Origin of the sequence: Pseudaquabacterium inlustre, assembly GCF_038066595.1 — a bacterium.
Taxonomy (GTDB): domain Bacteria; phylum Pseudomonadota; class Gammaproteobacteria; order Burkholderiales; family Burkholderiaceae_C; genus Pseudaquabacterium; species Pseudaquabacterium inlustre.
Window position 1 is genome coordinate 1 of record NZ_JBBUTH010000007.1, and the last position, 25,287, is coordinate 25,287.

The following is a 25,287-nucleotide window of genomic DNA, read 5'->3' on the forward strand; positions in this document are numbered from 1 at the left end:
GCAGGTCAACGTGGCCCAGGGCGCCGAGGTGCTGCTGGCGGCCACCACGTTCACGGCCGGTGCCGTCAACAACGCCGGCAAGATCACCGTCATCGGCAATGACAGCTTCGTGCAGGCGGCTGCCACCATCTCGGGCAACTGGCAGGTCGACAACGGTCGTCTGTTCATCGAAGGCGCTCAACGCATCGGTGCGCTGACGCTCAATGGCGGAACCCTCGCTGGGCGAGGTACGGTCACGGCCGACCAATTGAACTTCAATGGCGGCACACTCTCGTCGGGCACCTTCCTGACCGGCGGCACGACGAACGTGCAAGGCGCGACCAGCTTCAACGGCCAGGCCAACCAGGCCCTCGTGTACAGCTACACGCTCAACCTCAACGGCGACAGCACCTGGACGGCGGGCAACGGCCGCATCAGTGTTGAATCGGGCTACTCCTCGGGCAGCACCTCCTACCCCAGCAGCGTGCTACACATTGCCAGCGGCACCACCTTCTCTGACCTTGGCGCGGCCAGTAGCACCGGCTACAAGACACTGGGCGGTGGCACTGTGCTCAACGATGGATTGCTGACGCGAAGCGGGTTTGGTGCCACCGAGGCCAGGGGGCTGGTCAACCAAGGGACCATCCATGTGTCGGGTGGCTCGCTCGGTGTGGACGACCGCTTCAGCAACGCGGGCGCGGTCACGGTCGACTCCGGCACAATGCTTTACGCGCTAAACAGCACCTTGCGCAACGCCGGTCTGCTCTCCGGCAACGGCACGGTGAGAACCTACAGCGCGGCCTACGCCCTGACCAACGCCGGCACACTGGCCCCTGGCTCGGCCGCTGCTCCAATTGGCACGCTCACCATCAACGGCGACCTAAGAAGCACCGACACGGCCACGTTCAGTGTTGATCTGGGTGCTGGCGGCGAGGCCGACCGGCTGGTGATCACCGACGACGTGTTATGGAACGGCACGTTGTCGATCAATGCTACGCCGGGTGTGTCGCTGCATGTGGGCGACAGCTACGTGATCGCTACCTTTGCCCAGCGGCTGTCCAACTCGATGTTCGATACGGTGACCTGGCACGGCGCCACTGGCACCCAGTTCGCCGTGGAATACAACGCCCATGATCTGACGCTGCGCGTGACCGCTGCCGTGCCTGAGCCCTCGCAGTGGGCCCTGCTGGTCGGTGGCCTGCTGGCCGTCGGATGGCGCGCGCGGCGCAGACTGCCGGCCGCGCACTGACGCATCAACTGCGCAGGCCCGGAGGAGGAAGAGCAAGACCGACCGGCCATCGGCACTCTGGGTACAGATGGCCGCAACTTCTCACACCTCCTCCGCCTCGATCACCACCCGCTCCCGCCGCACCCCGCGCACCGCCACCTTGGCCAGCACGCGCAGCGGCTCGCCCACGGGCACGGTGCGGGCAAAGCGGTAGTCCAGCCCGTCGCTGTGGCCGGGGTTGCTGGCGGCTATGCGGCGGCGCCATTGCTGGTTGCCGTTGGCCAGCACCTGCAGTTCCAGCCAGGCGCCGTCCAGCTCGGCCGGGCAGCGCACGGCCAGCGCGATGGCTACTTCGAAACGCCGGTCGCGCTGGGCGTCGGGCGGGATGTCGAGCAGGGCTTCGGCGCTGTCGCCGGCGTCGATGGCCCAGCGTTCGGGTTTGGCTTCGCTCACGGATGCATGAGCCCCTTCACGCCGCCCGCGCCTGCGGCAGCACGTCCAGTGTGGCCGGATCCAGATAGGCCTGGCGCCAGGGCTCGAAGGGCAGCGTGTCGGCGGCTTCGATGCGGCGCTGCTCGGCACGCGAGGTTTCGGCCGCGGCCGCCATGCGCAGGGCCAGCGGCTCGGGGTACGGCAGGGCCAGCAGCGTGGCGCGGGTGGCCTCGCTCTGCGCACGGGCAAAGGCGTTGAAGCTGCCGTCGAAGCCCGATTGCATCTGCGCCAGCACGCGGGCCGAGGGCAGCGTGTCGGGCGCGGCCAGGCCGTCCTTGGCAGCCTGCAAGGCCTGGCGGTAGGCCTCGCCGCCGTGGGCGGCGTCCAGCGCGTCGGCGATCGGGCCGCATTCGGCCAGCAGTTCAGCGGCCCAGTCGGTGAGCGTGATGACGTCGCCGTCGCGCTCCAGCAGCAGGCCGGGCTCGCGGCCGCGGGCGGCCGTGCGGTGCTGGTTGCGGCCCAGTGCGGCAATCTCGTCGGGGCTGTCGGGCGGGCTGTCGGCCAGCAGGCAGTGCAGCAAAAAGATGTCGATGAAGCGCATGGTCTGCGCCTCGATGCCCACCGGCACGAAGGGATCGAGGTCCATGCAGCGCACCTCGATGTATTCCACCCCGCGCTCGCGCAGCGCGTGCAGCGGGCGCTCGCCCGAGCGGATCACGCGCTTGGGCCGGATGACGCCGTAGAACTCGTTCTCGATCTGCAGCAGGCTGGTGTTGAGCTGGTTGTAGTCGCCACCCGGGTTGCGCACGCCCACCGCCTCGTACAGCGGGTACGGCGTGGTGAGTGCGCCGTGCAGCGAGTTGGCGTAGCTCTCCAGGCTGTTGTAGCTGACCGCCAGCGAGGCCTGCGCGTCGCTCTGGTAGCCCAGCCGGCCCATGCGCAGCGAGGTGGCGTGCGGCATGTGCATGGTGTGGCCGCCGGTGCCCGGCACCGGCAGCAGCGTGTGCTGGCGGCCGGCCACGAAGCTGGCGCAGGCGGCCGGGCTGGCGCCAAACAGCGTCAGCAGCACGAAGGCATGGCGGCGGAAGTTGCGGATCAGCGCGAAGTGCTGGTCGTTGTCCAGCCCCGGCAGCGACCAGTTGTAGTGGATGCCCGAGATGGTCTGCATGCGCCGGCCATAGCGGTGGCCCAGGCCCATGCGGTAGACGCTCTTGGCGCGGCCGATGTTGCTGCTGCCGTAGCGGCCCAGCGGAATGGTTTCATCGGTGGGCAGATCGCACGGCATGCTGCCCACCCACAGGCGCTCGGCCTCCGGGCCGGTGCCCAGCGCGTGGTACACGGCCTGGTGCAGCTGGGTCAGCTCGTCCAGACAGCCCTCGGCGCTGGCGTGCACGCCGGTGATCAGCTCCACCTGGCTTTCGCTGTAATCGGTGGTGATGTGGGGGTGCGTGAGCGCCGAGCCCAGCGCGGCCGGGTGCGGCGTGAGCGCCAGCGTGCCGTTGGGCAGCGCGCGCAGGCTTTCCTTCTCGAGCCCGCGCCGCATGCCGGCCAGCTGGGCCGGGCTGAGCGCTCGCAGGCGCCGAATCAATGCGGTCATGGCGGGTCTCCTCTCATCTAACGGGGGGCAACGGTAGCAGAGGCCGATGACGGTTGCAGGCGTCGGGCTGATGCAAATCGTGCTAAGCAGAAATTTCATGATGCGGCAAACTGCCCGCATGCCTGACGCCCCGCCCTGCCCCGCCAACGCCACGCCCACCCTCTGGCAACTGACCCTGGCCGACAGCGAGCTGGCCGGCGTGGACGCAGCGGCCGACGGCCACATCACGCTGCGCCTGGCCGCCGCGCAGCTGCGCCATCCGCACAGCGGCGCGCCGGGCCATGCGCCGGGGCTCAGCCTGATCTTCGGCGGCGCCCAGCTGGTGGGCACCCCGGCCCCCGGCCGTCTGCGCGAGGCCCGGCTGTGGCTGGACGGGCGCTGGCAAGCCGGCTGCCCGGTGCCCGGCCACTGGGCAGCGGCCCAGCCCGGCCAGCCGCTGCGCCTGGAGGTGACCGGCGCGTGGGGCGACACCTGGCAGCTGACGGCCCGCAGCCTGACCGTGGCGCTGCCGCCCGGCGGCCTGAACTGGCAGCCCTGGTTGCACTGTTGAACCGGCGCCGGGCCGCAGTGCCGGGCCACCCCTGCGCCGCACATCCGGCAACGCTGCTTTACGTTCACGCATGTCGGCGCTACACACCGCCACCAGCATCGGCGCCTTCTGCCACCGGGAGGTTCCGAAAATGACCCAGCGCGTGCCCACCACCACCGCCCAACCCACCACCCCAGACGCTGACGCCGCCCCCGCCGCCCGCCGCCGCGCGCTGGGCATGGCCATGGGCTCGCTGGCGCTGGCCGCCTGCGGTGGCGGCGGCGGCAGCGCCGGCACCAGCAGCACCGGTGGCAGCAGCAACAGCAGCACCACCACCCCATCCACCGACGCCACGCTGTCGGCCCTGGTGCTGAACAGCGGCACGCTGAGCCCGGCCTTTGCCGCCGGTACCACGGCCTATGCGGTGACGGTGTCCAACACCGTCAGCACGATCACCGTCACACCCACCACCACGGCCAGCGGCGCCACGGTGAAGGTGAACGGCCTGGCGGTGGCCAGCGGCAGCGCCTCAGCCGCCATCAGCCTGAGCGAGGGCAGCAGCAATGTGCTGAACATCGAGGTGACGGCCGCCGACGGCCTGACCACCCGCAGCTACACCGTGACGGCCACGCGCAGCGCGGCGGGCAGCTGCACGCTGACGGCCACCGAGACCCAGGGCCCCTACCCGCTGCTGGCCATCCTGAGCAACAGCGCCATGGTGCGCAGCGACATCCGCGAGGGCAAAACCGGCGTGCCGCTGACCGTGAACCTGACCATCCAGGACCTGAGCGCCGGCTGCACGCCGGTGAGCGGCGCGGCCGTCTACATCTGGCACTGCGACAAGGACGGCCTGTACTCGGGCTACAACGTCAGCAACAACACGGGCCAGACCGGGCTGACCTACCTGCGCGGCATCCAGGTGACGGATGCCAACGGCGCGGTGAGCTTCACCACCATCTACCCCGGCTGGTACGCCGGGCGCATCACGCACATCCATGTGCAGATCTACCTGAACAACAACCTGGCCGTGACCGCCACCGCCACCACGCAGATCGCGTTTCCGCAGAGCGTGACGCAGGCGGTGTATGCCACCGCGCTCTATACCAAGGGCCAGAACACCTCGGTGACCAGCTTTGCGGCGGACAACGTGTTCAGTGATGGCACGAGCACGGAGATGGCGGTGGTGACGGGGGATGCGACGAATGGGTATGTGGCGGGGTTGACGGTGGTGGTGGCGTGAACCACCGGGCGCCGCAAGACCAGCGGCAAGCCAAGGGCGAAGCTCAAAGGCGGGGTCTTGATGGGGGTGCGACGAATGGGTATGCGGCGGGATTGACGGCGGGGGTGGCTTCAGCCGGCAAGCTTTACGGTACTGGGGCAATGTCCTGCTACTTCACTTTCAAAGCCATCACCAATTTAGTCTGGCGGCTGAGTTACTGCCTTGAGGAATGCCGTTCCCAACCTTGTTCGATAGAGAATGGTTGTCCGGGCTTCCTCACTCCCCGACGGAACAAGACCGGCCACTAAGCGAAGATCATACAAAAGAGCGCACGAGATGGTCCACGGACGAGGTTCAGCCCCACTCTTGGGAACCCAGGCCTCGAAATCAAAGTCACCCATAGAAATATAGCCCCCGTTATTCTCGCCAACATCTTCTAGCGGGTGTACATCCAAAAGAATGCGAGCTTCCGAAGAACTAAAGTGCGATAGTAGCTCGACGAAATGTGGGTGGGCATCCTCTGAGGTCAATTGGCTCGCAATTAAGTTAGCCCACATTTCATGAAGCAATGGATCCGTTTCACGGGAAGCCTCTTCGATTGAACGTACCAAAGGCTTGGTAGCTGGAGGAGGCAATAATTGCCGCCCCTCTCTATGAAGACGAACCATCGCCCGGTTCACGGCTTTTTCCACGGTGAAAGTGGCAATCGCTTTCTCGGCTTCGACCATATTGTCGAATTTCTGCGCAAGGTACTTGCCGAGGCCAGCTGTAGTTGCTGTTATTGGGGCCGTCAACTGTGTAAACGCCTGAACTAGCGCGTCTGCAGTACGTTCATACACTTTCGGCGGAATAGCCTTGGCAATCTTCCCAAAACCAGCGATATCGACGCCGCCGTCTTCCTGCGAGTTAGCCATTAGTTTTGTCCAGATATGTATCAGTGTGTCGCGCCATTTTGGCAGCAACATACAAAATTTTTAAGACATAGCAGAACCATGGCGAGATCAACCGTGGACCGTTAGTTAAGCGCCATGGAACGCCAGTACTCCCTAAATAGTCCGTGGCATGTCAGGTCGTTTCTTAGTTGAACATTGCCAACATCTGTTTCGGCATATCTGGAGATTTCATGGGAAATTATTCCGACATCAGACGCCGACAGGGACAGCGCTGTTCCGTAGATGTTTCGAACGTTTAGCGGCAACAATCCACTCGGCTTTTTGTACAAGAGCTGCATATTTAGTCGATGATATGCAAAGCCTAGGAAGACCGTGCGATGGCATTGCGACATCAATTCTCGAATACGCCTGACATGACTGGCAGATTCGTCTGTACCCTCCGTAAAGGTCTTAATTTCATTTGATATTGCAAGCAGTTCAGTCGGGTGCGGAGTGGTTCCGAAAGGAGTCGAAGTTCCACTGCTTAACCCCGGCAGCCCACCCACAACACCATAGGGGTGATGAATTTCAACCCGCCTCAATAATTGGAGGGCTTCAGATTCGTCAATTGTGTAGTAGTTCTTTAGCGCCTGAAGTAAAAAGACTTCTACACAACGATCGTAGTTGAAAACAACCAAGGCGACCCGTGCCAACCTATCAGGTAGGTCTTCCCTCTTACAGTTTTCCGTGAGCAACTGAAAAAAAGAATTGTGCCAAGTGCTAGATAAGGCACTGAAGTTCGGGGCACTATTGCCATTCTGAGGATTGACAGCCAGTTTTGATGCAGCTTCTGCAGCAAGAATCGAAGTAGCGATTCCAAGCTTGCCTGCAACCGCAATAAGCGGGTCATCGCTGCGCGCGTCTATAAAATTATCTATGGATATTGCCTGCGGCAAGGCATCACGAATCTTCCAACACGCTCTAATATAGTTGTTTATGCCTTGTTGCTGTTGTTGTTTGCGAGCCAGCGCACGAAAGGCCTCGCATATTTCATAGCTGCCACTTTCCTGAGTGTGACCAAGCTTGAAGCGAATATCAACATCTCTGGCGATTGCAGATTTCAACTCATCGCCAGTTGGGAGTCCTAGCTCCTTGCTTGCACCAGCTCCAAGTACGAAGACGGTCATTTCTTTGGGTGACATACTGAAACCCCCTGATTGCGAACGATATCCTGAGCATACTCACATTTCATGGAAAGCATGCAAGCCCAAAGCATAGCGCTTTAACCGCCAGCCGGAGATAGGGCGTCCCGAACCATCCAGTGTTTGAGCGACGGCGGCCAAAGCATGTGATCCCGCCGTTGCATGCAGCCGCTACAGATCCAAAACCAACCTCTGCCCACCTGCCCGACCACACACCGCCCGCGAACAGCAACTGAGGATCTTCGTATTCGCCGAACGCTCCGCCCGCGTCAGCACCCGATCCCGGTGATCCACCTCGCCGGCCAGCACGCGCACCTCGCAGCTGCCGCACAGGCCTTCCTCGCAGTCGCTGGGGATGTCCATGTTCGCGCCGCGCAGCACGCTCAGCAGGGTGCGGTCGGCGGGCACGGTCAGGGTCAGGCCGGAGACCTTCAACTCCACCTCGAAGGGCACTTCCTTGGTCGCATCCAGCGTGGCCGGGTGGGCGGTGAAGTGTTCGATGTGCAGCGCGTCGTCGGGCCAGGGGGCGGCGGGGTCGTCGGCCAGGGCCTGCAGTGCGGCCAGCAGGCGTTCGGGGCCACAGGCCCATACCTGTGTGGCGCCTTGGGCGCCGCCTGCGCGCTCTGGCGAGGTGATGGCGGCCAGGTCGGCGCGCGTGCCTTCATCGGCCACATGCAGCACCAGGCGCTGGCCGTGCAGGGCCTGCAGTTCGGGCAGCAGAGCCAGGGCTGAACGATTGCGGCCGCTGTAGTGCAGCGTGTAGTCCAGCCCGCGCGCCTGGGCCTCACGTGCCATGGCGGCGATCGGCGTGATGCCGATGCCGCCAGCAATCAGCAGCACGCGTGCGCCCGGTTCGGGCTCGAAGTGGAAGTGGTTGCGCGGGCCGCGGATGCGCAGCGTGGCGCCGGGCTTGGCGTTGGCGTGCACCCAGGCTGATCCGCCGCGGCTGGCGGGGTCGCGCAGCACGGCCACCTGGTAGTGGCTCAGGTCGGCCGGGTCGCTGCACAGCGAGTAGGCGCGCACCGGGGCGTCGCTGTCGGTGGCGGCGTCACCGCATTCGATGTCGATGTGCGCGCCGGGGCGCCAGCGCGGCAGCGGTTGGCCGTCGGGGGCTGCCAGCGTCAGGCGCAGCACGCCATCGGCCACGGCCTCGGCAGCCTGCACCACCACCGGCCGGGCCAGGCCGTTGCGCGCGGGCTCGCCGATGCGCACGGCGTGGCGCGGGTCGCGCACGCGGGGGTCGCGGCGCTCGGGGTTTTGGGCCGGGTCCCATTCCACCCACAGGTGCTCGGGGCCTCGGAAGCTGGTGTTGGGCAGGTAGCTGAAGCGCTGCTCGGCCAGGCGCATGTGCGGCAGGCGGCGGGTGAACTCGTCCAGAAACACCTGCAGTTCCAGCCGCGCCAGGTTCTTGCCCATGCACTGGTGCGCGCCGTAGCCGAAGGTGAGGTGCTCCACCGCGTTGTCGCGGCGCAGGTCCACCGCGTCGGCATCGGGGAAGTGGGCCTCGTCGTGGTTGGCCGAGGCCATCACGATCAGCAGCTTGCTGCCGGCGGCCAGCTTGACGCCGCCCACCTCGGTGTCCTGCGTCACCAGCCGGCGCCAGGCGGCCACGCTGCCGTTGTGGCGCAGGCACTCCTCCACGGCGTTGGGGATCAGGCGCGGGTCGGCGCACAGCTCGTCCCAGGCCGGGCGGTTCTGCAGCAGCAGCTTCACGGCGTTGGCCGTGGCATTGGCCGTGGTCTCGTGCGCGGCCACGATGCCGGCCATCATCATCGAGTGCAGGTACGAGTCGGTCACCACCTCGGGGTGCTCGCGCTGCATGCGGATGCCGAACGGCATCCAGCCCGGCGCATCGGGGTTCAGGCGCATCTTGGCCAGGATCTCGCCGGCCAGCTGCCAGAAGTTGCCCACCGCATGGGCCACGGCCACCTGCTGCTCGGCACTCGGCCGGCCCCAGGTGTTCACGGTGTGGGCAATGCTGTACTGGCGCAGCTTGGGCATGTCCTCCTCGGGCACGCCCAGAAAGTGCAGCGCCATGGTCAGCGGCACTTCCCACAGCATCTGGTCGACCAGATCGGCGCGGCCGCTGTCGATGAAGCGGTCCACATACTCGCGCGTCAGCTGGCGCAGCAGCGGCTCGTGGTGGGCCAGCGCGGCGGGCGTGAACGGCTCCATCAGCAGGCGGCGGCGCGCCATGTGGGCCGGCTCGTCCTCGTTCACCAGCGTGCGGTTCATCGCGTAGCCGTACTGGGCCAGCACCGCATTGGCCGCCTCGCCGGTGGGCGTGATCTTCTCCAGCGCGATGCTGGGGCTGAAGGTGAGGTGGTCGCGGAAGACGGCCTTCACGTCGTCATACCGCGCCACCACCCAGTAGCCCAGCTTGGGCGCGTAGAAGATGGGCTCTTGCGCGCGCGCCCAGCGCAGCTCATCCGGTGGGCTTTGCTGGTAGCCGTCTTCGAAGGGATCGAAGGCCGCGGCGGCGGCGCTGACCGGGCAGCCGCGGGGGTCGAGTTGAGCGGAAGCCGCACCGGCCGCCGCATGTGGAAAGGGGCAGCCGGGGGCCTGGCTCATCGCGGTCTCCGGGGGCTCATTCCAGGGTAATTTTCTTGTCGGCGATCAGCTTGTGCCAGCGCGCCGTCTCGCTCTTCAGCAGGTCGGCATATTGCGCGGGCGTGCTGCCCACGGGTTCGACGCCGAACTCGGTCAGGCGCTTGGTGACAGCCGGGTCCTTGATCGCCGCGGCCACCGATTTGGCCAAGCCGGCGATGGTGTCGGCCGGCGTGGCGGCCGGGGCCACCATGCCCACCAGGGCCGCGGCCTCCACGCCCTTGAAGCCCAGCTCGGCAAAGGTGGGCACATCAGGCAGCTGCGGCAGGCGCGTGGCGTGGGCCACGGCCAGGGGCTTCAACTTGCCGGCCTTGATCAGCGCGTTGCCGGCGGCCAGGTCGGTCATCATGGCCGGCAGCTGGCCGCCCGCCACCTCTTGCAGCGCCGGGGCGGCACCGCGGTAGGGCACGTGCACCATGAACAGGCCCGCCTCGCTCTTCAGCAGCTCCATCGCCAGGTGGTGCGGGCTGCCAGCGCCGGCCGAGGCAAAGCTGATCTGCCCCGGCCTGGCCTTGGCCGCCGCCACGAAGGCCTTGGCATCGGCGTAGCCCGCCTGCGGATTGACCACCAGGATCATCGGAAAGCGGCCCATCAGCGTGACGGGCGCCAGGTCCTTCACCTGGTAGGTGAGGTTCTTGTACAGCGCCGGGTTGAACACCATGGTGCCGTTGTCGGCCGACATCACGGTGTGGCCGTCGGCCGCCGAGCGGATGGTTTCCACCGCGCCGATGGCGGTGTTGGCGCCGGGCTTGTTGTCCACCACCACGCTGGTGCCGGTCTGCTGGCCCAGCGTCTGGCCGATGGTGCGGGCCAGGAAGTCACTGCCGCCGCCGGCGGGGTACGGCACGATCCAGCGCAGCGACTTGCCTGCGCTGGCTTGGGCGGCGGCCGGCGCCGGGGCCGACATCAGCATCAACGGCAGCATGGCGGCGGCCAGGGCCTTCAGCATCGAGGGGGTCTTCATGCGCAGGGTCTCCTTGATCAGCGCAGCGTGTTTTCACGGATGCGTGATTCTGTTACGCCATGCGTAAATCTTGATTCTGGATAACCCGCAACGCCATGCCCCGCCGCCGAACCGATCCGCCCGCCACCCCACCGGCCCTGCCCGCCCCGCCCGACCGCCGCCAGCGCGTGCAGGCCGCCAGCACCGGGGTGGAAGTGCTCAAGGGCCTGGCCGATCTGGATGGCCGCGCCAGCCTCAGCGCGCTGGCCGTGCACCTGGGCGAGGCACCGGCCAAGCTGCACCGCTACCTGGGCAGCCTGGTGGATGCCGGCCTGGTGGCGCAGGACAGCGCCACGCAGCACTACGCGCTGGGGGCGGAGGCCATCCGCATCGGCCTGGCCGCCATGCGCCAGGTGGACGCCGTGCGCCTGGCCGAGCCGGCGCTGGCGCGCCTGCGCGCGGCGCTGGGGCTCACCGCCTTCGTCGCCGTGATGGGCAACCACGGCCCCACCGTGCTGCGCCTGGACGAGCCCGGCCTGCCGGTCACGGTGAACGTGCGGCCGGGATCGGTGCTGTCACTGCTGTGGTCGGCCACCGGGCGGGTGTTTCTGGCCACGCGGGCCGAGGGCGAGGGCCCCCTGGCCGCCGAGGCGCTGGCCGAATGGCGGGCCGCCACACCGGCCCAGCGCGCCGAACTGCCCGCGCGCGGCGACATCGACACGCTGTGCGCCACGGTGCGCCAGCAAGGCCTGGCCACCGTGCACGACAGCTACCTGCGCGGCATCAGCGCCGTGGCGGCGCCGCTGATCGACCACAGCGGCCGCACGGTGGCAGTGATCACGGTGCTGGGCGCCTCCGGCGCCTTCGATGCATCGGCCGGCGGGCCAGCGGCCGGGCTGCTGCGCGACGAGGCGCGCGCACTCAGCACCCAGATGGGCGCCACCGCCTAGCGGCACACGCTGGCGGCAGAGCCAACCCTCACTTGGCGAACAGGCTGTTGATGTCGCCAAAGGCCTTGATCTCGATGGCGTTGCCCGAGGGGTCCATGAAGAACATGGTGGCCTGCTCGCCGGGCTCGCCCTTGAAGCGGATGTAGGGCTCGATCACGAACTTCACGCCGTGGCCGCGCAGGCGTTCGGCCATGGCCTCCCAGTCGGCCATCGGCAGCACGATGCCGAAGTGACGCACCGGCACGCCATGGCCGTCCACCGCATTGCGCTGGGCCTCGCCGGTCTCGGTGGGGGCCAGGTGGGCCACGATCTGGTGGCCGTAGAAGTTGAAGTCGATCCAGTCGGGCGAGCTGCGGCCCTCGGGGCAGCCCAGCAGCGTGCCGTAGAACTGGCGGGCCTGCGCGAGATCGTTCACCGGAAAGGCCAGGTGGAACGGCGACATCGGACCGGGATTGGTGGTGATGGCGGTGTGCATCGAAAACCTTGGAAGTCAGCAGGAAAGAATGGCGCTCGGACGCTGCGATGCCAAGCCGGGACGGCCTGGCCGGCCACAAAGACTATCTGCGCTGGCCGTCGGCATCAACGGGTCAGTGGCGTCCATCAGGGCATGCCAGCGTTGAACCAGCGCCCGATCACCGCGCGTTCGGCCTCGGTGATCTGCGTGGCGTTGTTCAGCGGCATGGTCTTCTGCAGCACCGCCTGCCGAACCACCGCCGCGCCATGCTGGCGCAGCAGCTCGGGCGTGTGCAGCGCCACGCCCTTTTGCTGCAGCTCGGCGTTGTGGCACATCACGCAGCGCTGGGCCACGATGGCCTGCACCTGGGCGCCGGTGACCGGCGCGGCCGATGCGGTGGCGGCCGCGGCTGGCGCCGCGGGCATGCGCCACACCGCCAGCGCGATCAGCAGCACGCAGCCGCCGACGGCCCAGCCCCAGGGCGCCGGCAGGCCGGCCTCGCGCGCCTTGTGGCGGGCCACGAAGCTGTGGCGGATCAGCGCGCCGGCCACCATCAGGCCCACCAGCACCAGCCAGGCGTGGGCGCCCTGGTGCAGCCAGCCGTAGTGGTTGCTCAGCATCGCGATCAGCACCGGCAGCGTGAAGTAGGTGTTGTGCACGCTGCGCTGCTTGGCACGCTGGCCGTACACCGGGTCCACCGGCTGCCCGGCCTTCATCTGCGCGATCACGGTGCGCTGGCCGGGGATGATCCAGACGAAGACGTTGGCGCTCATGGCCGTGGCCATCATCGCGCCCACCAGCAGGAAGGCCGCGCGGCCGGGGAACCACTGCGTCGCCAGCCAGGCCGAGAAGGCCACCACCAGCGCCACCAGCGCGCCCACGATGGCATCGCCGTTCGCGCGCCGGCCGAAGCCGCGGCAGATCGCGTCGTACACCGCCCAGAAGGCGACGAGGAAGCCCACGGCCACCGCGCCCGCCGTCACCGGCGACCAGTCGCGCAGGCTCTTGTCGACCAGGAAGCTGCCGGCGTTGAACAGGTACAGCACCGTGAACAGGCCGAAGCCGGTGAGCCAGGTGCTGTAGCTCTCCCAGTAGAACCAGTGCAGGCGCTCGGGCAGGCGCGGCGGCGCCACCATGTACTTCTGCGGGTGGTAGAAGCCGCCGCCGTGCACGGCCCACAACTCGCCGGTCACGCCCTCGGCGCGGTCTTCGGCGCGGGCCGCCGGCACCAGGCTGTTGTCCAGAAACACGAAGTAGAAGGACGAGCCGACCCAGGCGATCGCGGTGATCACGTGCGCCCAGCGCAGCAGCAGGTTGGCCCAGTCGAGCAGGTAGGCCTCCATGGCCGCCTCCATCCGGTGAGGTGATGCGCCGCCGGGCCCCAGGGGCTAGGCGGAGGATCACCCCACCACAGCGGGCTCTGTGGGGCGCGGGGGTCGCGATCCCGGTGCACACCGGGGCGCCGCGGCGACCGTCGCCGGCAGTTTAGCCAGATGCGTGCCAGGCCACGGTGCCGCCCACGCCGCCCACCCGCCCCGGCGGCGCCCAGTGACCGAAGTCACGTCCCGCCCCGACGGCCCCCCCGGGCAGGTGGGCCCTGCGCCGGCACGCTCCAGTCAGACGTCAGTGTTCACCCCTATAGTCCAAATCAGCAAAAGTGGTCCGGCGTGCGACAGCGGACCCGTTCACCCAGGAAGGCGGCCCACAGGCCGGGCCGGTCCCGTGAAACAAGGTTGTCGTTGAACCATTCGCAGGAGTTGTTTCACATGGGAGTTCCGGAACCAGTCCGGCCGCGTCTTTCGCGGGTCATGGATCGGCCGCACGCGGCCCGCAGCGGCCTGATCGCCACCGCCTCGGTGCTGGTGCTGGCCTCGGTGCCGGCCCTGGCCACCGCCGGCGAGACCGTGGAGGTCAAGCCCGGCGACAGCTTCTCGGCACTGGCCGCTCGCCATACAGGCAACGTGCGCAGCTGGCGCCAGATGTACCGCCCGCAGCTCAGCGGCCTGGCCAACCCCGACCGCATCCAGGTGGGCATGCGCTTCGAGCTGGTGAACGACGCGCAGGGCAAGTACCTGCGCCTGGTGGGCTCGGCACCGGTCTCGGTACCCGCCCTTGCTCCCGCCCCGGCACCCCCTGTCGCGCCGCCAGCGGCGCCGGTGGCGGCCGCACCGGCTGCGCCCAACCCGGCCCCGGCCGGTGGCGAGCTGGTGCTGGGCGTGCTGCCCAACATCGCGCCGGCCACGCTGCTGGCACAGTACGAGCACCTCAAGCGCTACCTTGAGAGAAGCGGCGCTGGCACCAAGGTCAGGCTGGTGGTGCCGCCGAACTTCAAGGTGTTCTTCGAGGCCATGATGGCCGGCGAGTACGACCTGGCGGTGGCCGCGCCGCACTTCGCCCGGGTGGGCCAGGCCGACCGCAGCCTGGTGCCCGTGGGCATGTACGAGCCGCGCATCGGCGCGCTGTTCGTGGCGCCGATCGACAGCCCGCTCACCGGCCCCAGGGACGCGCGCAGCAAGGCCATCGGCTTTGCCAATCCGCAGTCGCTGGTGGCGCTGTACGGACTGCAGTGGCTCAAGGGCCTGGGCATGGAGCCCGGCAAGGACTTCGAGGTCAAGGCCGCCCGCAGCGACCTGGGCGTGGGCCGCATGATGCTGACCGGCGAGGCCGCTGCCGCGGTGATGAGCAACGGCGAGCTGCGCGCGCTGCCGCCCGACGAGTCGTCGCGTCTGCGCATCGTCGAGGTGTTCGTGCGCATCCCCAACTTCATCCTGATGGCCAATCCGGCCCGGCTGGACCGCGAGCAGATCAGCCGCCTGCGCGGCCAGTTCAAGGCCTTCATGAGCGACAAGGACGAGGGCGCCGAGTTCACCCGCGCCACCGGCTTCAGCGGCTTCGTGGACGTGGACGACGCGCAGATGCGCGAGCTCGACGCCTTCGCCCCGCAGACCCGTCGCGCGATGGGCGTGGTGAAGTGAGCGCTGCCGGCGCCCACGCGGGCACGGCGTGGCAGAACACCCGCCTGGACGACCCGCCCAGCAGCATCATGCCGCCCGATGCCGAGCCGGTGCCGGCACCGCCCGGCCCGCTGGCCGCCGACCTGTCGCGGCTGTTCCAGGCGCTGGGCATGCAGCAGTTCCGCGCCTTCGTCGTCGACACGGCCTCGATGGCCTGCGAGTCGACCTGGGCCATGGACGAGCATGGCGCGCTGGTCGACGATGGCGAGCCGCTGTCGATGGAAAGCGCGCTGCCGGGCTCCAACGCCATCGTCGCGCAGCTGGCCAACGCCAGCCTGGAGCGCGTGATCGACACGCACTCGGGCGTGCGCGGCCGCACTTTTGCCTGGCGCATGGACGCGCTGCGGGTGGTCATCGTCAAGGTGCGCTACCACGCACGCAACGACCGCCCGCGCGAGCTGGACATCGCGATGGCGCGGCTGCTGTGCAACGCCGGCCTGTTGAACCGCCACGACGGTGCGCGCCCCGGCCTGGACGGGCAGGCGCTGGCCTGGTCGCAGCCCGTGCCGGCCAGGCCGATGCCGCAGCGCACGCTGGGGCTGGTGGGCGCGGGCCTGGGCGTGGCCGCCGCCGCGCTGGCCGCCTGGCTGGCGCTGGGGGCCTTGCCGGCGATGGACGAGCAGAGCCGCCGCGTGAGCCGGCATGCCGCCGAACTGCGCAGCCTGGCCGACGAAACGCTGGCCCACGGGCTCACCACCGCGCTGGCCAGCGGCGACTACGGCGAGGTGCAGAACCAGCTCTCGGCCTTCGAGTCGCTGGGCTACTTTCGCGGCGCACTGATCACCAATGCCCGCCAGCGCGTGGTGGCCATCGCCGGCCAGGTGGACGACACGCTGCGCATCGGCATCGAACTGCCCGATGGCACCGTGCCCAGGGCGCAGACACGTGACCTCAGCCAGGGCGCCGAGCGCTACGGCCGGCTGGTGGTGGTGAAGCCCGCGCCGCAGGCCCCGGCCGCACCGCAGGGCCTGCCACTGCGCAGCGTGGCCCTGGTGACGGCCGGCGCCGCGGCCCTGGCCGCGCTGCTGGCCGCCTGGGGGCTGCGCCGGCGCTCCCCCGGCTGAATCCCCGGCTGAGTCGTCAGCCGAACACCGTGCGGCAGCGCGCCAGCACCAGACCGCCCACGCGCTTGCCCAGCGCCCGGCCCAGCAGGTCACCGCGCTCGAAGTGGATGCCGCCCACCCGGCGCGACAGGCCGGCCCAGTCGGCCGCCGAACTCAGCGAGCTGACGCTGAAGTTCACCTGCCGGCCAACCGGCTCGAACTTGGGCAGCGTGGCCAGCACATGGCCGTGCAGCGTGATGGCGTCGCTGCCGCGCAGACCGGCCATCACCGAGGCGGCCGCGGCGCTGAAAGTGCTGTGGCCCGACAGGAACTCGGGGAACGGCGGCGTGGGCGCGGTCGGCCGCTGGAACGGGCGCCAGTGCTCGCCGCGGATCCATTGCGTGCCCAGGCCCACGCCGGCCCAGGCGCGGATGGCCTGGCCCCGGAAGTAGTACGGAATGGCGCTGACCGGGCGCGCCGAGTCGTAGGCACGCTTGGCGTCCCAGGCGGCGATGCCGGCGTCCAGCAGCGCCTGCGACACGCCGAAGAACAGCTTCACGTCGTCGGCCAGCGTGTTGTTGTCGGCGTTCGATACCGCCTCGGCGATCTGCAGCCACTGCCCCGGTGGCGACACGGTGCCCGGGTTGGCCGCCCAGAACTCGACCAGGGCCTTCCAGCTGGTGTCCAGCGCGGCGCTGTAGTCGATCAACTGCTGCATCTCGGCCTGCGTCGGGCCGCCAGCCGCATTGAACTCGGGCCGCAGCGACGAGCCGCTGCCCAGCGCGAAGGGGCGCACCTGGCCCCAGTGCGGCGTCAGGAACTTCTGCACGCCCCAGACGCCCTGCGCGTCCAGCACGTACAGCGGCTGCCAGCGCGTGGGGTCGACCAGTTGCGTGGGTGTATTCACCGGCTGGTAGCCGCTGGTGTCGGCATAGGCGCCCGGCGCCAGATCCCCCAGCTGGTTGGCACCGTCGCGGGCGCGTGCGGCCAGCAGGCGGCGGCCGGTGGTTTCGCCGACGTCCTTGGCCTGCAGCACGAACAGCGACTGGACGAGGGCGGTGCTGGCCGGAACACTCTGCTTGAGCCGCAGGTCGAGCGCCTTCTTCTCGCTGGGGAACAGGGCCAGCAGCACGGTGTAGGCCGCATGGCTGATCGCCACCTCGCGCAATTCGTCGGTCCACTCCCAGACCGGGCGCTTGATGCCGTTGGCCAGCGTGAAGCGGGCGCTGCGGTCGTAGGCCGCCCAGGCGTTGTAGATCGCCTCATGCACCATCGACGCGGCGCGCGACGAGACCGTGGCCTGCGTGTAGGTGGCGGCAATGGCGTCCAGCAGGCTCTGGTTCCAGCGCAGCACCACCGTCGATCCGCGGCCGGTGGCCGCCGGCCCGTCCACCACCTGCGCCTGCGCGCCGGAACCCGCCATCCAGGTCACACCTGAGGCTGCAGCCTGACCCATCCATGCCCTGCGTGAGATCGCCATCGCCCGTCACTCCTTGCTGTGCGTGGCACGCCACGGCGCAGCGGGCACCCATGGGTACGACAGCTGGGCGAGGCGCGCCGGTTGTAACGGCGCGTACGCTAACGGCATCGGCGAGCGCGGCCACCCCCTGATGTCAATGGGACCAACCCGCGCCCCAAGCGGCCTGTGTGAATGTGCACAGCCTGTCCCCGGCGCTGGCGCCGGCGCGCGCTCAGGAGCCGCGGTAGGTGGAATACGACCAGGGGCTGACCAGCAGCGGCACGTGGTACTTGGCCGCCGCATCGGCGATGCCGAAGTCCAGCGTCACGGTGTCGACGAAGGGCGGTTCGGGCAGCTCGACGCCACGGGCGCGGAAGTACGGCGCCACCTCGAACAGCAGGCGCCAGCGGCCCACGGCCATCGCCGCGGCATCCAGCAGCGGGCCACCGGCGCGGCCGTCGGCGTCCAGCACCACCTGGCGCACCGTCTCGGCGCGGCCGTCGCCGTGCAGGCGCTGCAGCGTGACCTGCAGGCCGGCGGCCGGGCAGCCGTGCATGGTGTCGAGAACGTGGGTGCTGAGGTGGCCCATGGGGATGCTTTCTGAAAGGCGCTCGGGGTGCCGCGGTCAACGGCGGGGCTGCATGGCACGGGACTTGCCGCTGCCAGTCTATACACTGCCTTGCACCGCCCGTGCCAACCCGCCGATGACCGACGCCGCCGCCCCGCCCGCCCCCCGCTATCCCCGCGACCTGGCCGGCTACGGCCGCCGCCCGCCACACCCGCGCTGGCCCGGCGACGCGCGCGTGGCGGTGCAGTTCGTGCTGAACTTCGAGGAAGGCGGCGAGAACTCGGTGCTGCATGGCGACGCCGGCAGCGAGCAGTTCCTGTCCGAGATGTTCAACCCGGCGGCCTACCCGGCGCGGCACCTCAGCATGGAGGGCATCTACGAGTACGGCTCGCGCAGCGGCGTGTGGCGCATCCTGCGCGAGTTCGAGCAGCGCGGCCTGCCGTTCACCGTGTTCGGCGTGGGCATGGCGCTGCAGCGCTGCCCCGAGATCACCGCCGCCTTCGCCGAGGGCGGGCACGAGATCGCCTGCCACGGCTGGCGCTGGATCCACTACCAGAACCTCGACGAGGCCACCGAGCGCGAGCACATGGCGCTGGGCATCGCCGCCATCGAGCAACTCACCGGTCAACGCCCGCTGGGCTGGTACACCGGCCGCGACAGCCCCAACACCCGCCGCCTGGTGGCCGATGCCGGCGGCTTTGCCTACGACAGCGACTACTACGGCGACGACCTGCCCTTCTGGCTGCAGGTGAAGAAAAGCGACGGCCAGCTGGCGCCGCACCTGGTGGTGCCCTACACGCTGGACTGCAACGACATGCGCTTTGCGCTGCCGCAGGGCTACAGCCACGGCGAGCCGTTCTTCCAGTACCTGAAGGACGCCTTCGACGTGCATTACGCCGAGGGCGCGCGCGACCCCGCCGACGGCCAGGGCGGGCCGAGCATGATGAGCATCGGCATGCACTGCCGGCTGCTGGGCCGCCCAGGGCGCATGCGCGCGCTGCAGCGCTTTCTGGATTACGTGCAACAGCACGAGCGGGTGTGGGTGGCGCGGCGCATCGACATTGCGCAGCACTGGCGCACCGTGCACCCCTTCGATGCGCAGACGGCCTTCGTCTGGGCCTGAGCGCCCTGAATCCCCCCACCCCATGAGCACCCCGCTGACCCTGGCCGCGCTGAACGCGGCATCGGCCGACGACTTCACCGCGCTGCTGGCCGGCATCTACGAGCATTCGCCTTGGATCGCCGCGCGCGCTGCCTCGGCCCGCCCCTTCACCACGCTGGCGCAGCTGCGCCAGGCCCTGGTGCAGGCGGTGCGCACCGCGTCCCGCGACGACCAGCTGGGCCTGATCCGCGCCCACCCCGAGCTGGCCGGCAAGGCGGCCATCGCCCGCACCCTCACCGACGAGAGCAACGGCGAGCAAAGCCGCGCCGGGCTGACGGCCTGCACGCCCGACGAGTTCGCCCGCCTGCAGCAGCTGAACGCCGACTACAACGCCCGCTTCGGCTTCCCGTTCATCCTGGCGGTGCGCGGGCCGCGCGGCCTGGGCCTGAGCCGCGCCGAGATCATCGACACCTTCGCGCGCCGGCTGCTGAACCACCCCGAGGCCGAGTTCGCCGAGGCGCTGCGCCAGATCCACCGCATCGCCGAGATCCGGCTGGATGACCGCTTCGGCACCGCGCCCACGCTGGGCGAAGCGGTGTGGGACCGCGCCGAGGCCCTGGCCCGCCACTGCGACGAGGGCTTTACCGCGCCGCAGGAGCTCACCGTCACCTACCTCACCCCGGCCCACCAGGCCGTGGCGGCCGACCTGGCGCAGTGGATGCGCGACGACGGCTTCGACGAGGTGACGATCGACGCGCTGGGCAATGTGGTGGGCGTGTACCACGGCGCCGATCCCCAGGCCCAACGCCTGCTCACCGGCAGCCACTACGACACCGTGCGCCGCGCCGGCAAGTACGACGGCCGGCTGGGCATCCTGGTGCCGATGGCCGCGGTGCAGCAGCTGGCCCGCGCGGGCCGGCGCCTGCCCTTCGGCATCGAGGTGGTGGGCTTCTCGGAAGAGGAAGGCCAGCGCTACGCGGCCACCTTCCTGGCCTCCAGCGCGCTGGTGGGCCGCTTCGACGCGGCCTGGCTCGATCAGCCCGACGCCGCCGGCGTGACGCTGCGCGCGGCGCTGCAGGCGGCCGGCCATCCCGGCACGCTGGCGTCCATCCAGGCGCTGCGGCGCGATGCGGCGCGCTACCTGGGCTTCGTGGAAGTGCACATCGAGCAGGGCCCGGTGCTCACCGCGTTGGATCTTCCGCTGGGCGTGGTGAGTGCCATCAACGGCAGTCGCCGCTTCCTGGGCACACTGACCGGCCAGGCCAGCCATGCCGGCACCACGCCGATGGGCCAGCGCCGCGACGCCGCCGCCGGCGTGGCCGAGCTGGTGCTGCTGACCGAGCGCGCCGCCAGCGCCCGGCCCGAGGTGGTGGGCACGGTGGGCCAGCTGGAGGTGCCGGCCGGCTCGATCAACGTGGTGCCGGGGCGCTGCCGCTTCAGCCTGGACATCCGCGCCACCACCGACGCTGCGCGCGACGACTGCGTGGCCGAGGTGCTGGCCGGGCTGGACGCCATCTGCCAGCGCCGCGGCCTGCAACTGCAGCTCACCGAGACGCTGCAGGCCGCCGCCGCGCCCTGCGATGCCGCCTGGCGCCAGCGCTGGGCCGACGCGGTGGCGGCCCTCGGCCTGCCCATCCACACCCTGCCCAGCGGCGCCGGGCACGACGCGATGATGCTGCACCATGCCCTGCCGCAGGCCATGCTGTTCGTGCGCGGCCAGAACGGCGGCATCAGCCACAACCCGCTGGAAGCCGTGACCACCCACGATGCCGAGCTGGCCGTGCAGGCCTTCCAGCACCTGCTGGCCGGCCTGGCCTGAAAACCTGCCCTAGTTCCCCGACCTGCCCATGTCCCTGCCCCTGACCGACCCGCTGTTCGCCGACCTGGACGCGTGGATCGCCGCCCACTTCGACGAGCAGGTGGCCTTCCTGCAAGCCCTGGTGCGCGTGCCCACCGACACGCCGCCCGGCAACAACGCCCCGCACGCCGAACGCACGGCCGAGCTGCTGCAGGCCTTCGGCTACGCGGCCGAGCGCCATGCCGTGCCCGCCGACACGGTGCGCGCCGCCGGCCTGCAAAGCATCACCAACCTGATCGTGCGCCGGCCGCAAGGCCCGACCGCCAGCGGCCCGACCATCGCGCTGAACGCCCATGGCGACGTGGTGCCGCCCGGCGACGGCTGGACGCACGACCCCTATGGCGCCGAGATCGCCGACGGCGCGCTCTACGGCCGCGCCGCCGCGGTGAGCAAGAGCGACTTCGCCACCTACACCTTCGCCACCCGCGCGCTCGAGGCCGTGGCCGCCGCCCGCGGCACGCCGCTGCGCGGCACGGTGGAGCTGCACTTCACCTACGACGAGGAATTCGGCGGCGAGCTGGGCCCCGGCTGGCTGCTGGCGCAAGGGCTCACCCAGCCCGACCTGCTGCTGGCCGCTGGCTTCGGCCACGAGGTGATCACCGCGCACAACGGCTGCCTGCAGCTGGCCGTCACGGTGCACGGCGTGATGGCCCATGCCGCCATCCCGCACACCGGCGTCGATGCGCTGCAGGGCGCGGTGGCCATCCTGAACGCGCTGTATGCGCAGAACACGGTGCTGCGCGGCCTGCGCTCGAACGTGGCCGGCATCACCCACCCCTACCTGAACGTGGGCCGCATCGAAGGCGGCACCAACACCAACGTGGTGCCCGGCCAGGTGCTGCTGAAGCTCGACCGCCGCATGATCCCCGAGGAAGACCCGGTGGCGGTGGAAGCCGCGCTGCGCCGGCTGATCGAGGACGCCGCGGCCACGGTGCCGGGCGTGACGGTGGGCATCGAGCGCCTGCTGCTGGCGCACGCCATGCAGCCGCTGCCGGGCAACCGGCCGCTGGTACAGGCCATCCAGCGCCATGGCGAGGCGGTGTTCGGCGAGCCCATCGCCGAGCGCGGCACGCCGCTCTACACCGACGCGCGGCTGTACGCCGAGCGCGGCATCCCGGCCGTGATCTACGGCGCCGGCCCGCGCACCGTGCGCGAGAGCAATGCCAAGCGCGCCGACGAGCACCTGCAGCTGGCCGACCTGCAGGCCGCCACGCGCGTGGTGGCGCGCATGCTGGCGGATCTGCTGGCCGGCTGACCCCTTGGCGCGCTGATGCCGGTGCGCGGCCGGCGCGCAGCCGACCGCCGCGACCGTCAGCACGCCTGCCGCTTCAGTGACGCGGCTTCGCGGCCGATAACCGGGCAGCGAGTCCACCCCTGCCGCCGCCATGTCCGCCATCCTGCCCCGTGAATCCCAGGCCGTCGCGCACACCGCGGCGCTGGCCGATGCGCGTGCGGCAGACGCCGGCGGGCCGGCCGCCACCCGCCCACCGGCAGCCGAGCGCGCCCCGCGCCGGGCCACGCTGAGCCGCTGGGTGGCCCCGGCCGTGCTGCTGACCCTGGTGGTGGCCTGGTCGGCCGTGGCGGCCGTGCTGACGATGAAGTGGCGCGACGCCATCGCCGCCGAGGAGCTGCAGAGCGCCAACCTCGCGCGCATCCTGCAGGAGCAGACGGTGCGCGTGCTGGCCACCGCCGACCAGGCCACGCTGCGCCTGCACGACGCGGTGCGCGGCGGCGAACTGGCGCCGGGCGACCTGGCGCGCTTCGCCAACGAGACCGGCCTGGCGCCCAAGATCCTGCTGCAGTTGTCGCTGGTGGGGCCCAACGGCCGCTTCATCGGCAGCAACCTCGACCCCGACGGCAGCAAGGCGGGGCATGTGGACCTGTCCGAGCGCGAGCACATCCGCGTGCACCTGGCGCCGCAGCGCGCGCCGGGCGCGCCGGTGGTGTCGGCCGGGGGGCTGTTCATCGGCAAGCCGGTGCTGGGCAAAGTGTCGGGGCGCTGGACGATCCAGCTCTCGCGCCGCATCGCCGGCCCCGGCGGCCAGCCGCTGGGCGTGGTGGTGGCCTCGCTGGACCCCAGCTACTTCGAGGACGTGTACCGCGGCGTGAACCTGGGCGCCCGCGGCGGCGTGGCCCTGGTGGGCAGCGACGCCACGGTGCGCGCCCGCGTGATCGGCGGCGCCAGCAACGGCATCGGCACCCAGCTGGCCAGCTTCGGCCCGCAGGGCCAGGGCTACCCCGACGCCGCGGGCCGCCACACCACGGTGAGCGCCATCGACGGCGTGGAGCGCCTGGTGAGCTACCGCCGCGTGGCCGACTACCCGCTGTACGTGACCGTGGTCCGCGCCACCGACGAGGCCCTGGCCAGCTGGCGCGACACGCGCACGCTGGCCCTGCTGCTGACCGGCCTGCTGACGCTGGCCATGGCCGCCGCGGCCACCATCTTCCACCTGGGCCTGCGCCGGCTGGAGGACAGCAACGCCGCGCTGCAGATCAGCGAGGCCGCGGCGCAGTCGGCCAACCAGGCCAAGACCGAGTTCCTGGCCGCCATCTCGCACGAGCTGCGCACGCCGCTGACCAGCATCCGCGGCTTCGCCGAGCTGATGGAGCGTCGCCTGCCCGAGCCGCGCTTTCGCCAGCAGGCCGGCCTGATCCGCAAGGCGGCCGAGTACCTGAACACCCTGCTCACCGAGATCCTCGACCTGGCCAAGGTGGAGGCCGGCGCCATGCAGGTGGCCCGCGCGCCGGTGGACCTGCGCGGGGTGCTGGAGGGCGCGGCCTCGTTCTACGCCATCACCGCGGCCGAGAAGGGCCTGGGCCTGCACGTGGCCGTGGCCGACACCGTGCCCGCCACGGTGCCGGGCGACGAGCTGCGGCTCAAGCAAATCCTGAACAACCTGCTGTCCAACGCCTTCAAGTTCACCGAGCAGGGCGAGGTGCGCATCGAGGCCGAAGTGACCCAGGGCCCCGCCGGCCCACGCCTGCTGGTGCATGTGGTGGACACTGGCCCCGGCATCGCCCCGGCGCTGCACGAGCGCGTGTTCGAGCGCTTCCGCCAGGGCGACGACCGCGTGGCGCACGAGCACGGCGGCACCGGCCTGGGCCTGGCGCTGTCGCGCGCGCTGGCCGAGCTGATGGGCGGCACGCTGACGCTGCTGTCGGCGCCCGGCGAGGGCGCGCGCTTCACGCTGGGCCTACCGCTGGCCTGACGGCGCCGGCCGCGCCAGCGCCAGCCACAGCCCGGCGCCGCTGCAGGCCATGGCCGCCAGCTGCACCGCGCCCAGCGGCTCGCCGTGCATCAGCGCGCCCGACACCATGGCCAGCACCGGCACCATGATCGACGACATGCCCGCCACCGAGGCCGGCAGCTCGCCGACGATGACGAACCAGCACCAGTTGCCCACGGCCATCGGCACGAGCGCGATGTAGACGATCACCGCCACCGACGGCCACGACGGCAGCGCCGGTGGCCCCTGCAGTTGCGCCAGCGCCACCGCGCCCAGCGGCACGGCGGTGCCCAGCAGCTGCCAGCCGGTGAGCACCAGGGCCGGCACGGTGACACGCCCGCGCTTGAGGATCAGCGTGCCCACCGCCCAGCCCAGCGCCGCCAGCAGCGCCAGCGCCACGCCCAGCGGCGCCTGCGCATAGGCCGACATGCCACGCCAGGCCAGCAGCGCCACGGCTGCGGCGCCCAGCGCCAGCGCCGCCACCATGCGCCGCCCCAGGCGCTCGCCCAGCAGCAGCCAGCCGATCAGCGCCGCCCACAGCGGCATCGTGAAGCCCAACACTGCCGCCTGGCCCGAGGGGATGAGCACCGCCGCCAGCGCGCTGGCCACGTTCCACAGCACCAGGTAGAAGCAGGTGGCCACCGCGATGGTGGGCCATTGCGCCCGCGGCACATGCAGCGGCAGGCCGCGCCAGCGGGCCACCGCCAGCAGCACCAGCCCGGCCAGCAGGCACGAGCTGGCGCGAAAGCTCCACACCGACACCTCGCGCATCGCCAGCGGGATCAGGCCCCAGTTGGTGCCCCACACCAGCCACAGCACGACCAGCAGCGTGAGCAGGAAGCGGCGTGACGGTGCAGTGGTGGCGGACATGCGCGGCGGACCCAGGGGACGGAAGACCCCGCGATGGTGCGTGCAAGGCCGCGCACGGCGTGTCGCCTGCGGGTCGTTGCGCGCCCGCCGGCCCTCCCTGCGCGCGCCAACGCCCTGCGGCCACCGGCGGGCGC

The 25,287-nt window shown here is 70.0% G+C and carries 21 protein-coding genes; 10 read left to right on the top strand and 11 right to left on the bottom strand.

The window, feature by feature from the left end:
* Positions 1–1,228: PEP-CTERM sorting domain-containing protein (locus tag AACH10_RS11660; protein WP_341410588.1), on the top strand; the 1,228-nt coding region annotated here is incomplete at its 5' end.
* Between the two features lie 81 nt (positions 1,229–1,309).
* Here the strand turns inward: AACH10_RS11660 and AACH10_RS11665 are convergent.
* A complete protein-coding gene (locus AACH10_RS11665; RefSeq protein WP_341410590.1) occupies positions 1,310–1,660 on the bottom strand; it encodes a hypothetical protein in 351 nt (116 codons plus the stop codon).
* Positions 1,661–1,676: 16 nt separating this feature from the next.
* The gene (gene gshA / locus AACH10_RS11670) at positions 1,677–3,236 is read right to left on the bottom strand and encodes a glutamate--cysteine ligase (RefSeq protein ID WP_341410591.1); all 1,560 of its coding nucleotides are present in this window, start codon (positions 3,234–3,236) and stop codon (positions 1,677–1,679) included.
* 118 nt (positions 3,237–3,354) lie between these two features.
* On the opposite strand from gshA, the gene AACH10_RS11675 reads away from it, so the two are divergent.
* Both AACH10_RS11675 and AACH10_RS11680 read left to right on the top strand, forming a co-directional pair.
* The gene (locus tag AACH10_RS11675; protein ID WP_341410593.1) at positions 3,355–3,786 is read left to right on the top strand and encodes a hypothetical protein; all 432 of its coding nucleotides are present in this window, start codon (positions 3,355–3,357) and stop codon (positions 3,784–3,786) included.
* Between the two features lie 130 nt (positions 3,787–3,916).
* The gene (locus AACH10_RS11680) at positions 3,917–5,005 is read left to right on the top strand and encodes a cadherin-like beta sandwich domain-containing protein (protein WP_341410594.1); all 1,089 of its coding nucleotides are present in this window, start codon (positions 3,917–3,919) and stop codon (positions 5,003–5,005) included.
* A 176-nt stretch (positions 5,006–5,181) separates the two neighbouring features.
* Here AACH10_RS11680 and AACH10_RS11685 read toward each other — a convergent pair whose 3' ends face one another.
* From AACH10_RS11685 to AACH10_RS11700, 4 genes are all read right to left on the bottom strand, one after another.
* Entirely contained in the window at positions 5,182–5,949 is a 768-nt protein-coding gene (locus AACH10_RS11685) for an Abi-alpha family protein (RefSeq protein ID WP_341410595.1), read from the bottom strand.
* 50 nt (positions 5,950–5,999) lie between these two features.
* Entirely contained in the window at positions 6,000–7,043 is a 1,044-nt protein-coding gene (locus AACH10_RS11690) for a hypothetical protein (RefSeq protein WP_341410596.1), read from the bottom strand.
* Positions 7,044–7,229: 186 nt separating this feature from the next.
* Entirely contained in the window at positions 7,230–9,629 is a 2,400-nt protein-coding gene (locus tag AACH10_RS11695; RefSeq protein WP_341410597.1) for a cytochrome P450/oxidoreductase, read from the bottom strand.
* 16 nt (positions 9,630–9,645) lie between these two features.
* On the bottom strand, positions 9,646–10,629 hold the full coding sequence (locus AACH10_RS11700) for a Bug family tripartite tricarboxylate transporter substrate binding protein (RefSeq protein WP_423228595.1): 984 nt from the start codon (positions 10,627–10,629) through the stop codon (positions 9,646–9,648).
* Between the two features lie 95 nt (positions 10,630–10,724).
* On the opposite strand from AACH10_RS11700, the gene AACH10_RS11705 reads away from it, so the two are divergent.
* Positions 10,725–11,558 carry an IclR family transcriptional regulator gene (locus AACH10_RS11705; protein WP_341410598.1) on the top strand — a complete coding sequence of 278 codons (834 nt, stop codon included), beginning with the start codon at positions 10,725–10,727 and terminating at the stop codon, positions 11,556–11,558.
* Between the two features lie 28 nt (positions 11,559–11,586).
* Here the strand turns inward: AACH10_RS11705 and AACH10_RS11710 are convergent, their stop codons facing one another.
* Positions 11,587–12,033 (bottom strand): VOC family protein, encoded by a 447-nt coding sequence (locus AACH10_RS11710; protein ID WP_341410599.1) that lies wholly within the window; start codon positions 12,031–12,033, stop codon positions 11,587–11,589.
* A 125-nt stretch (positions 12,034–12,158) separates the two neighbouring features.
* On the bottom strand, positions 12,159–13,355 hold the full coding sequence (locus tag AACH10_RS11715) for a urate hydroxylase PuuD (protein ID WP_341410600.1): 1,197 nt from the start codon (positions 13,353–13,355) through the stop codon (positions 12,159–12,161).
* A 465-nt stretch (positions 13,356–13,820) separates the two neighbouring features.
* Here AACH10_RS11715 and AACH10_RS11720 point away from each other — a divergent pair, with 465 nt between their 5' ends.
* Both AACH10_RS11720 and AACH10_RS11725 read left to right on the top strand, forming a co-directional pair.
* Positions 13,821–14,987, top strand: a complete 1,167-nt coding sequence (locus tag AACH10_RS11720; protein WP_341410601.1) for a PhnD/SsuA/transferrin family substrate-binding protein — start codon at positions 13,821–13,823, stop codon at positions 14,985–14,987.
* Positions 14,984–16,090, top strand: coding sequence for a hypothetical protein (locus tag AACH10_RS11725; RefSeq protein WP_341410602.1), 1,107 nt, complete (start codon positions 14,984–14,986; stop codon positions 16,088–16,090). Before AACH10_RS11720 ends, AACH10_RS11725 begins: the two co-directional genes overlap by 4 nt.
* A gap of 16 nt (positions 16,091–16,106) precedes the next feature.
* Here AACH10_RS11725 and AACH10_RS11730 read toward each other — a convergent pair whose 3' ends face one another.
* Complete coding sequence (locus AACH10_RS11730) at positions 16,107–17,492, bottom strand: vanadium-dependent haloperoxidase (protein ID WP_341410603.1); 1,386 nt, start codon at positions 17,490–17,492, stop codon at positions 16,107–16,109.
* 268 nt (positions 17,493–17,760) lie between these two features.
* The gene (gene uraH / locus AACH10_RS11735; RefSeq protein WP_341410604.1) at positions 17,761–18,117 is read right to left on the bottom strand and encodes a hydroxyisourate hydrolase; all 357 of its coding nucleotides are present in this window, start codon (positions 18,115–18,117) and stop codon (positions 17,761–17,763) included.
* A gap of 115 nt (positions 18,118–18,232) precedes the next feature.
* On the opposite strand from uraH, the gene puuE reads away from it, so the two are divergent.
* The 4 genes from puuE to AACH10_RS11755 all read left to right on the top strand — a co-directional run bounded on the left by puuE (position 18,233) and on the right by AACH10_RS11755 (position 24,265).
* Entirely contained in the window at positions 18,233–19,219 is a 987-nt protein-coding gene (gene puuE, locus AACH10_RS11740) for an allantoinase PuuE (RefSeq protein WP_341410605.1), read from the top strand.
* A gap of 22 nt (positions 19,220–19,241) precedes the next feature.
* Complete coding sequence (gene uraD, locus AACH10_RS11745; protein WP_341410606.1) at positions 19,242–21,017, top strand: 2-oxo-4-hydroxy-4-carboxy-5-ureidoimidazoline decarboxylase; 1,776 nt, start codon at positions 19,242–19,244, stop codon at positions 21,015–21,017.
* Positions 21,018–21,045: 28 nt separating this feature from the next.
* Positions 21,046–22,311: a M20/M25/M40 family metallo-hydrolase gene (locus tag AACH10_RS11750; protein WP_341410607.1), complete on the top strand. Its 1,266-nt coding sequence runs from the start codon at positions 21,046–21,048 to the stop codon at positions 22,309–22,311.
* A gap of 130 nt (positions 22,312–22,441) precedes the next feature.
* Positions 22,442–24,265, top strand: a complete 1,824-nt coding sequence (locus AACH10_RS11755) for a sensor histidine kinase (RefSeq protein ID WP_341410608.1) — start codon at positions 22,442–22,444, stop codon at positions 24,263–24,265.
* On the opposite strand, the gene AACH10_RS11760 is transcribed toward AACH10_RS11755, so the two are convergent.
* On the bottom strand, positions 24,251–25,153 hold the full coding sequence (locus AACH10_RS11760) for a DMT family transporter (RefSeq protein ID WP_341410609.1): 903 nt from the start codon (positions 25,151–25,153) through the stop codon (positions 24,251–24,253). The two genes, AACH10_RS11755 and AACH10_RS11760, sit on opposite strands and share 15 nt — an antisense overlap.
* Between the last annotated feature and the right edge of the window lie 134 nt (positions 25,154–25,287).

Coding starts and splice junctions, on each gene's coding strand:
- AACH10_RS11710 (WP_341410599.1), bottom strand. CDS start 12,033: ATGCACACCGCCATCACCACCAATCCCGGTCCGATGTCGCCGTTCCAC.
- AACH10_RS11730 (WP_341410603.1), bottom strand. CDS start 17,492: ATGGCGGGTTCCGGCGCGCAGGCGCAGGTGGTGGACGGGCCGGCGGCC.
- AACH10_RS11685 (WP_341410595.1), bottom strand. CDS start 5,949: ATGTTGCTGCCAAAATGGCGCGACACACTGATACATATCTGGACAAAA.
- uraD (WP_341410606.1), top strand. CDS start 19,242: ATGAGCACCCCGCTGACCCTGGCCGCGCTGAACGCGGCATCGGCCGAC.
- AACH10_RS11715 (WP_341410600.1), bottom strand. CDS start 13,355: ATGGAGGCCTACCTGCTCGACTGGGCCAACCTGCTGCTGCGCTGGGCG.
- AACH10_RS11680 (WP_341410594.1), top strand. CDS start 3,917: ATGACCCAGCGCGTGCCCACCACCACCGCCCAACCCACCACCCCAGAC.
- puuE (WP_341410605.1), top strand. CDS start 18,233: ATGACCGACGCCGCCGCCCCGCCCGCCCCCCGCTATCCCCGCGACCTG.
- AACH10_RS11750 (WP_341410607.1), top strand. CDS start 21,046: ATGTCCCTGCCCCTGACCGACCCGCTGTTCGCCGACCTGGACGCGTGG.
- AACH10_RS11705 (WP_341410598.1), top strand. CDS start 10,725: ATGCCCCGCCGCCGAACCGATCCGCCCGCCACCCCACCGGCCCTGCCC.
- AACH10_RS11755 (WP_341410608.1), top strand. CDS start 22,442: ATGTCCGCCATCCTGCCCCGTGAATCCCAGGCCGTCGCGCACACCGCG.
- gshA (WP_341410591.1), bottom strand. CDS start 3,236: ATGACCGCATTGATTCGGCGCCTGCGAGCGCTCAGCCCGGCCCAGCTG.
- AACH10_RS11695 (WP_341410597.1), bottom strand. CDS start 9,629: ATGAGCCAGGCCCCCGGCTGCCCCTTTCCACATGCGGCGGCCGGTGCG.
- AACH10_RS11760 (WP_341410609.1), bottom strand. CDS start 25,153: ATGTCCGCCACCACTGCACCGTCACGCCGCTTCCTGCTCACGCTGCTG.
- AACH10_RS11700 (WP_423228595.1), bottom strand. CDS start 10,629: ATGAAGACCCCCTCGATGCTGAAGGCCCTGGCCGCCGCCATGCTGCCG.
- AACH10_RS11690 (WP_341410596.1), bottom strand. CDS start 7,043: ATGACCGTCTTCGTACTTGGAGCTGGTGCAAGCAAGGAGCTAGGACTC.
- AACH10_RS11720 (WP_341410601.1), top strand. CDS start 13,821: ATGGATCGGCCGCACGCGGCCCGCAGCGGCCTGATCGCCACCGCCTCG.
- uraH (WP_341410604.1), bottom strand. CDS start 18,117: ATGGGCCACCTCAGCACCCACGTTCTCGACACCATGCACGGCTGCCCG.
- AACH10_RS11675 (WP_341410593.1), top strand. CDS start 3,355: ATGCCTGACGCCCCGCCCTGCCCCGCCAACGCCACGCCCACCCTCTGG.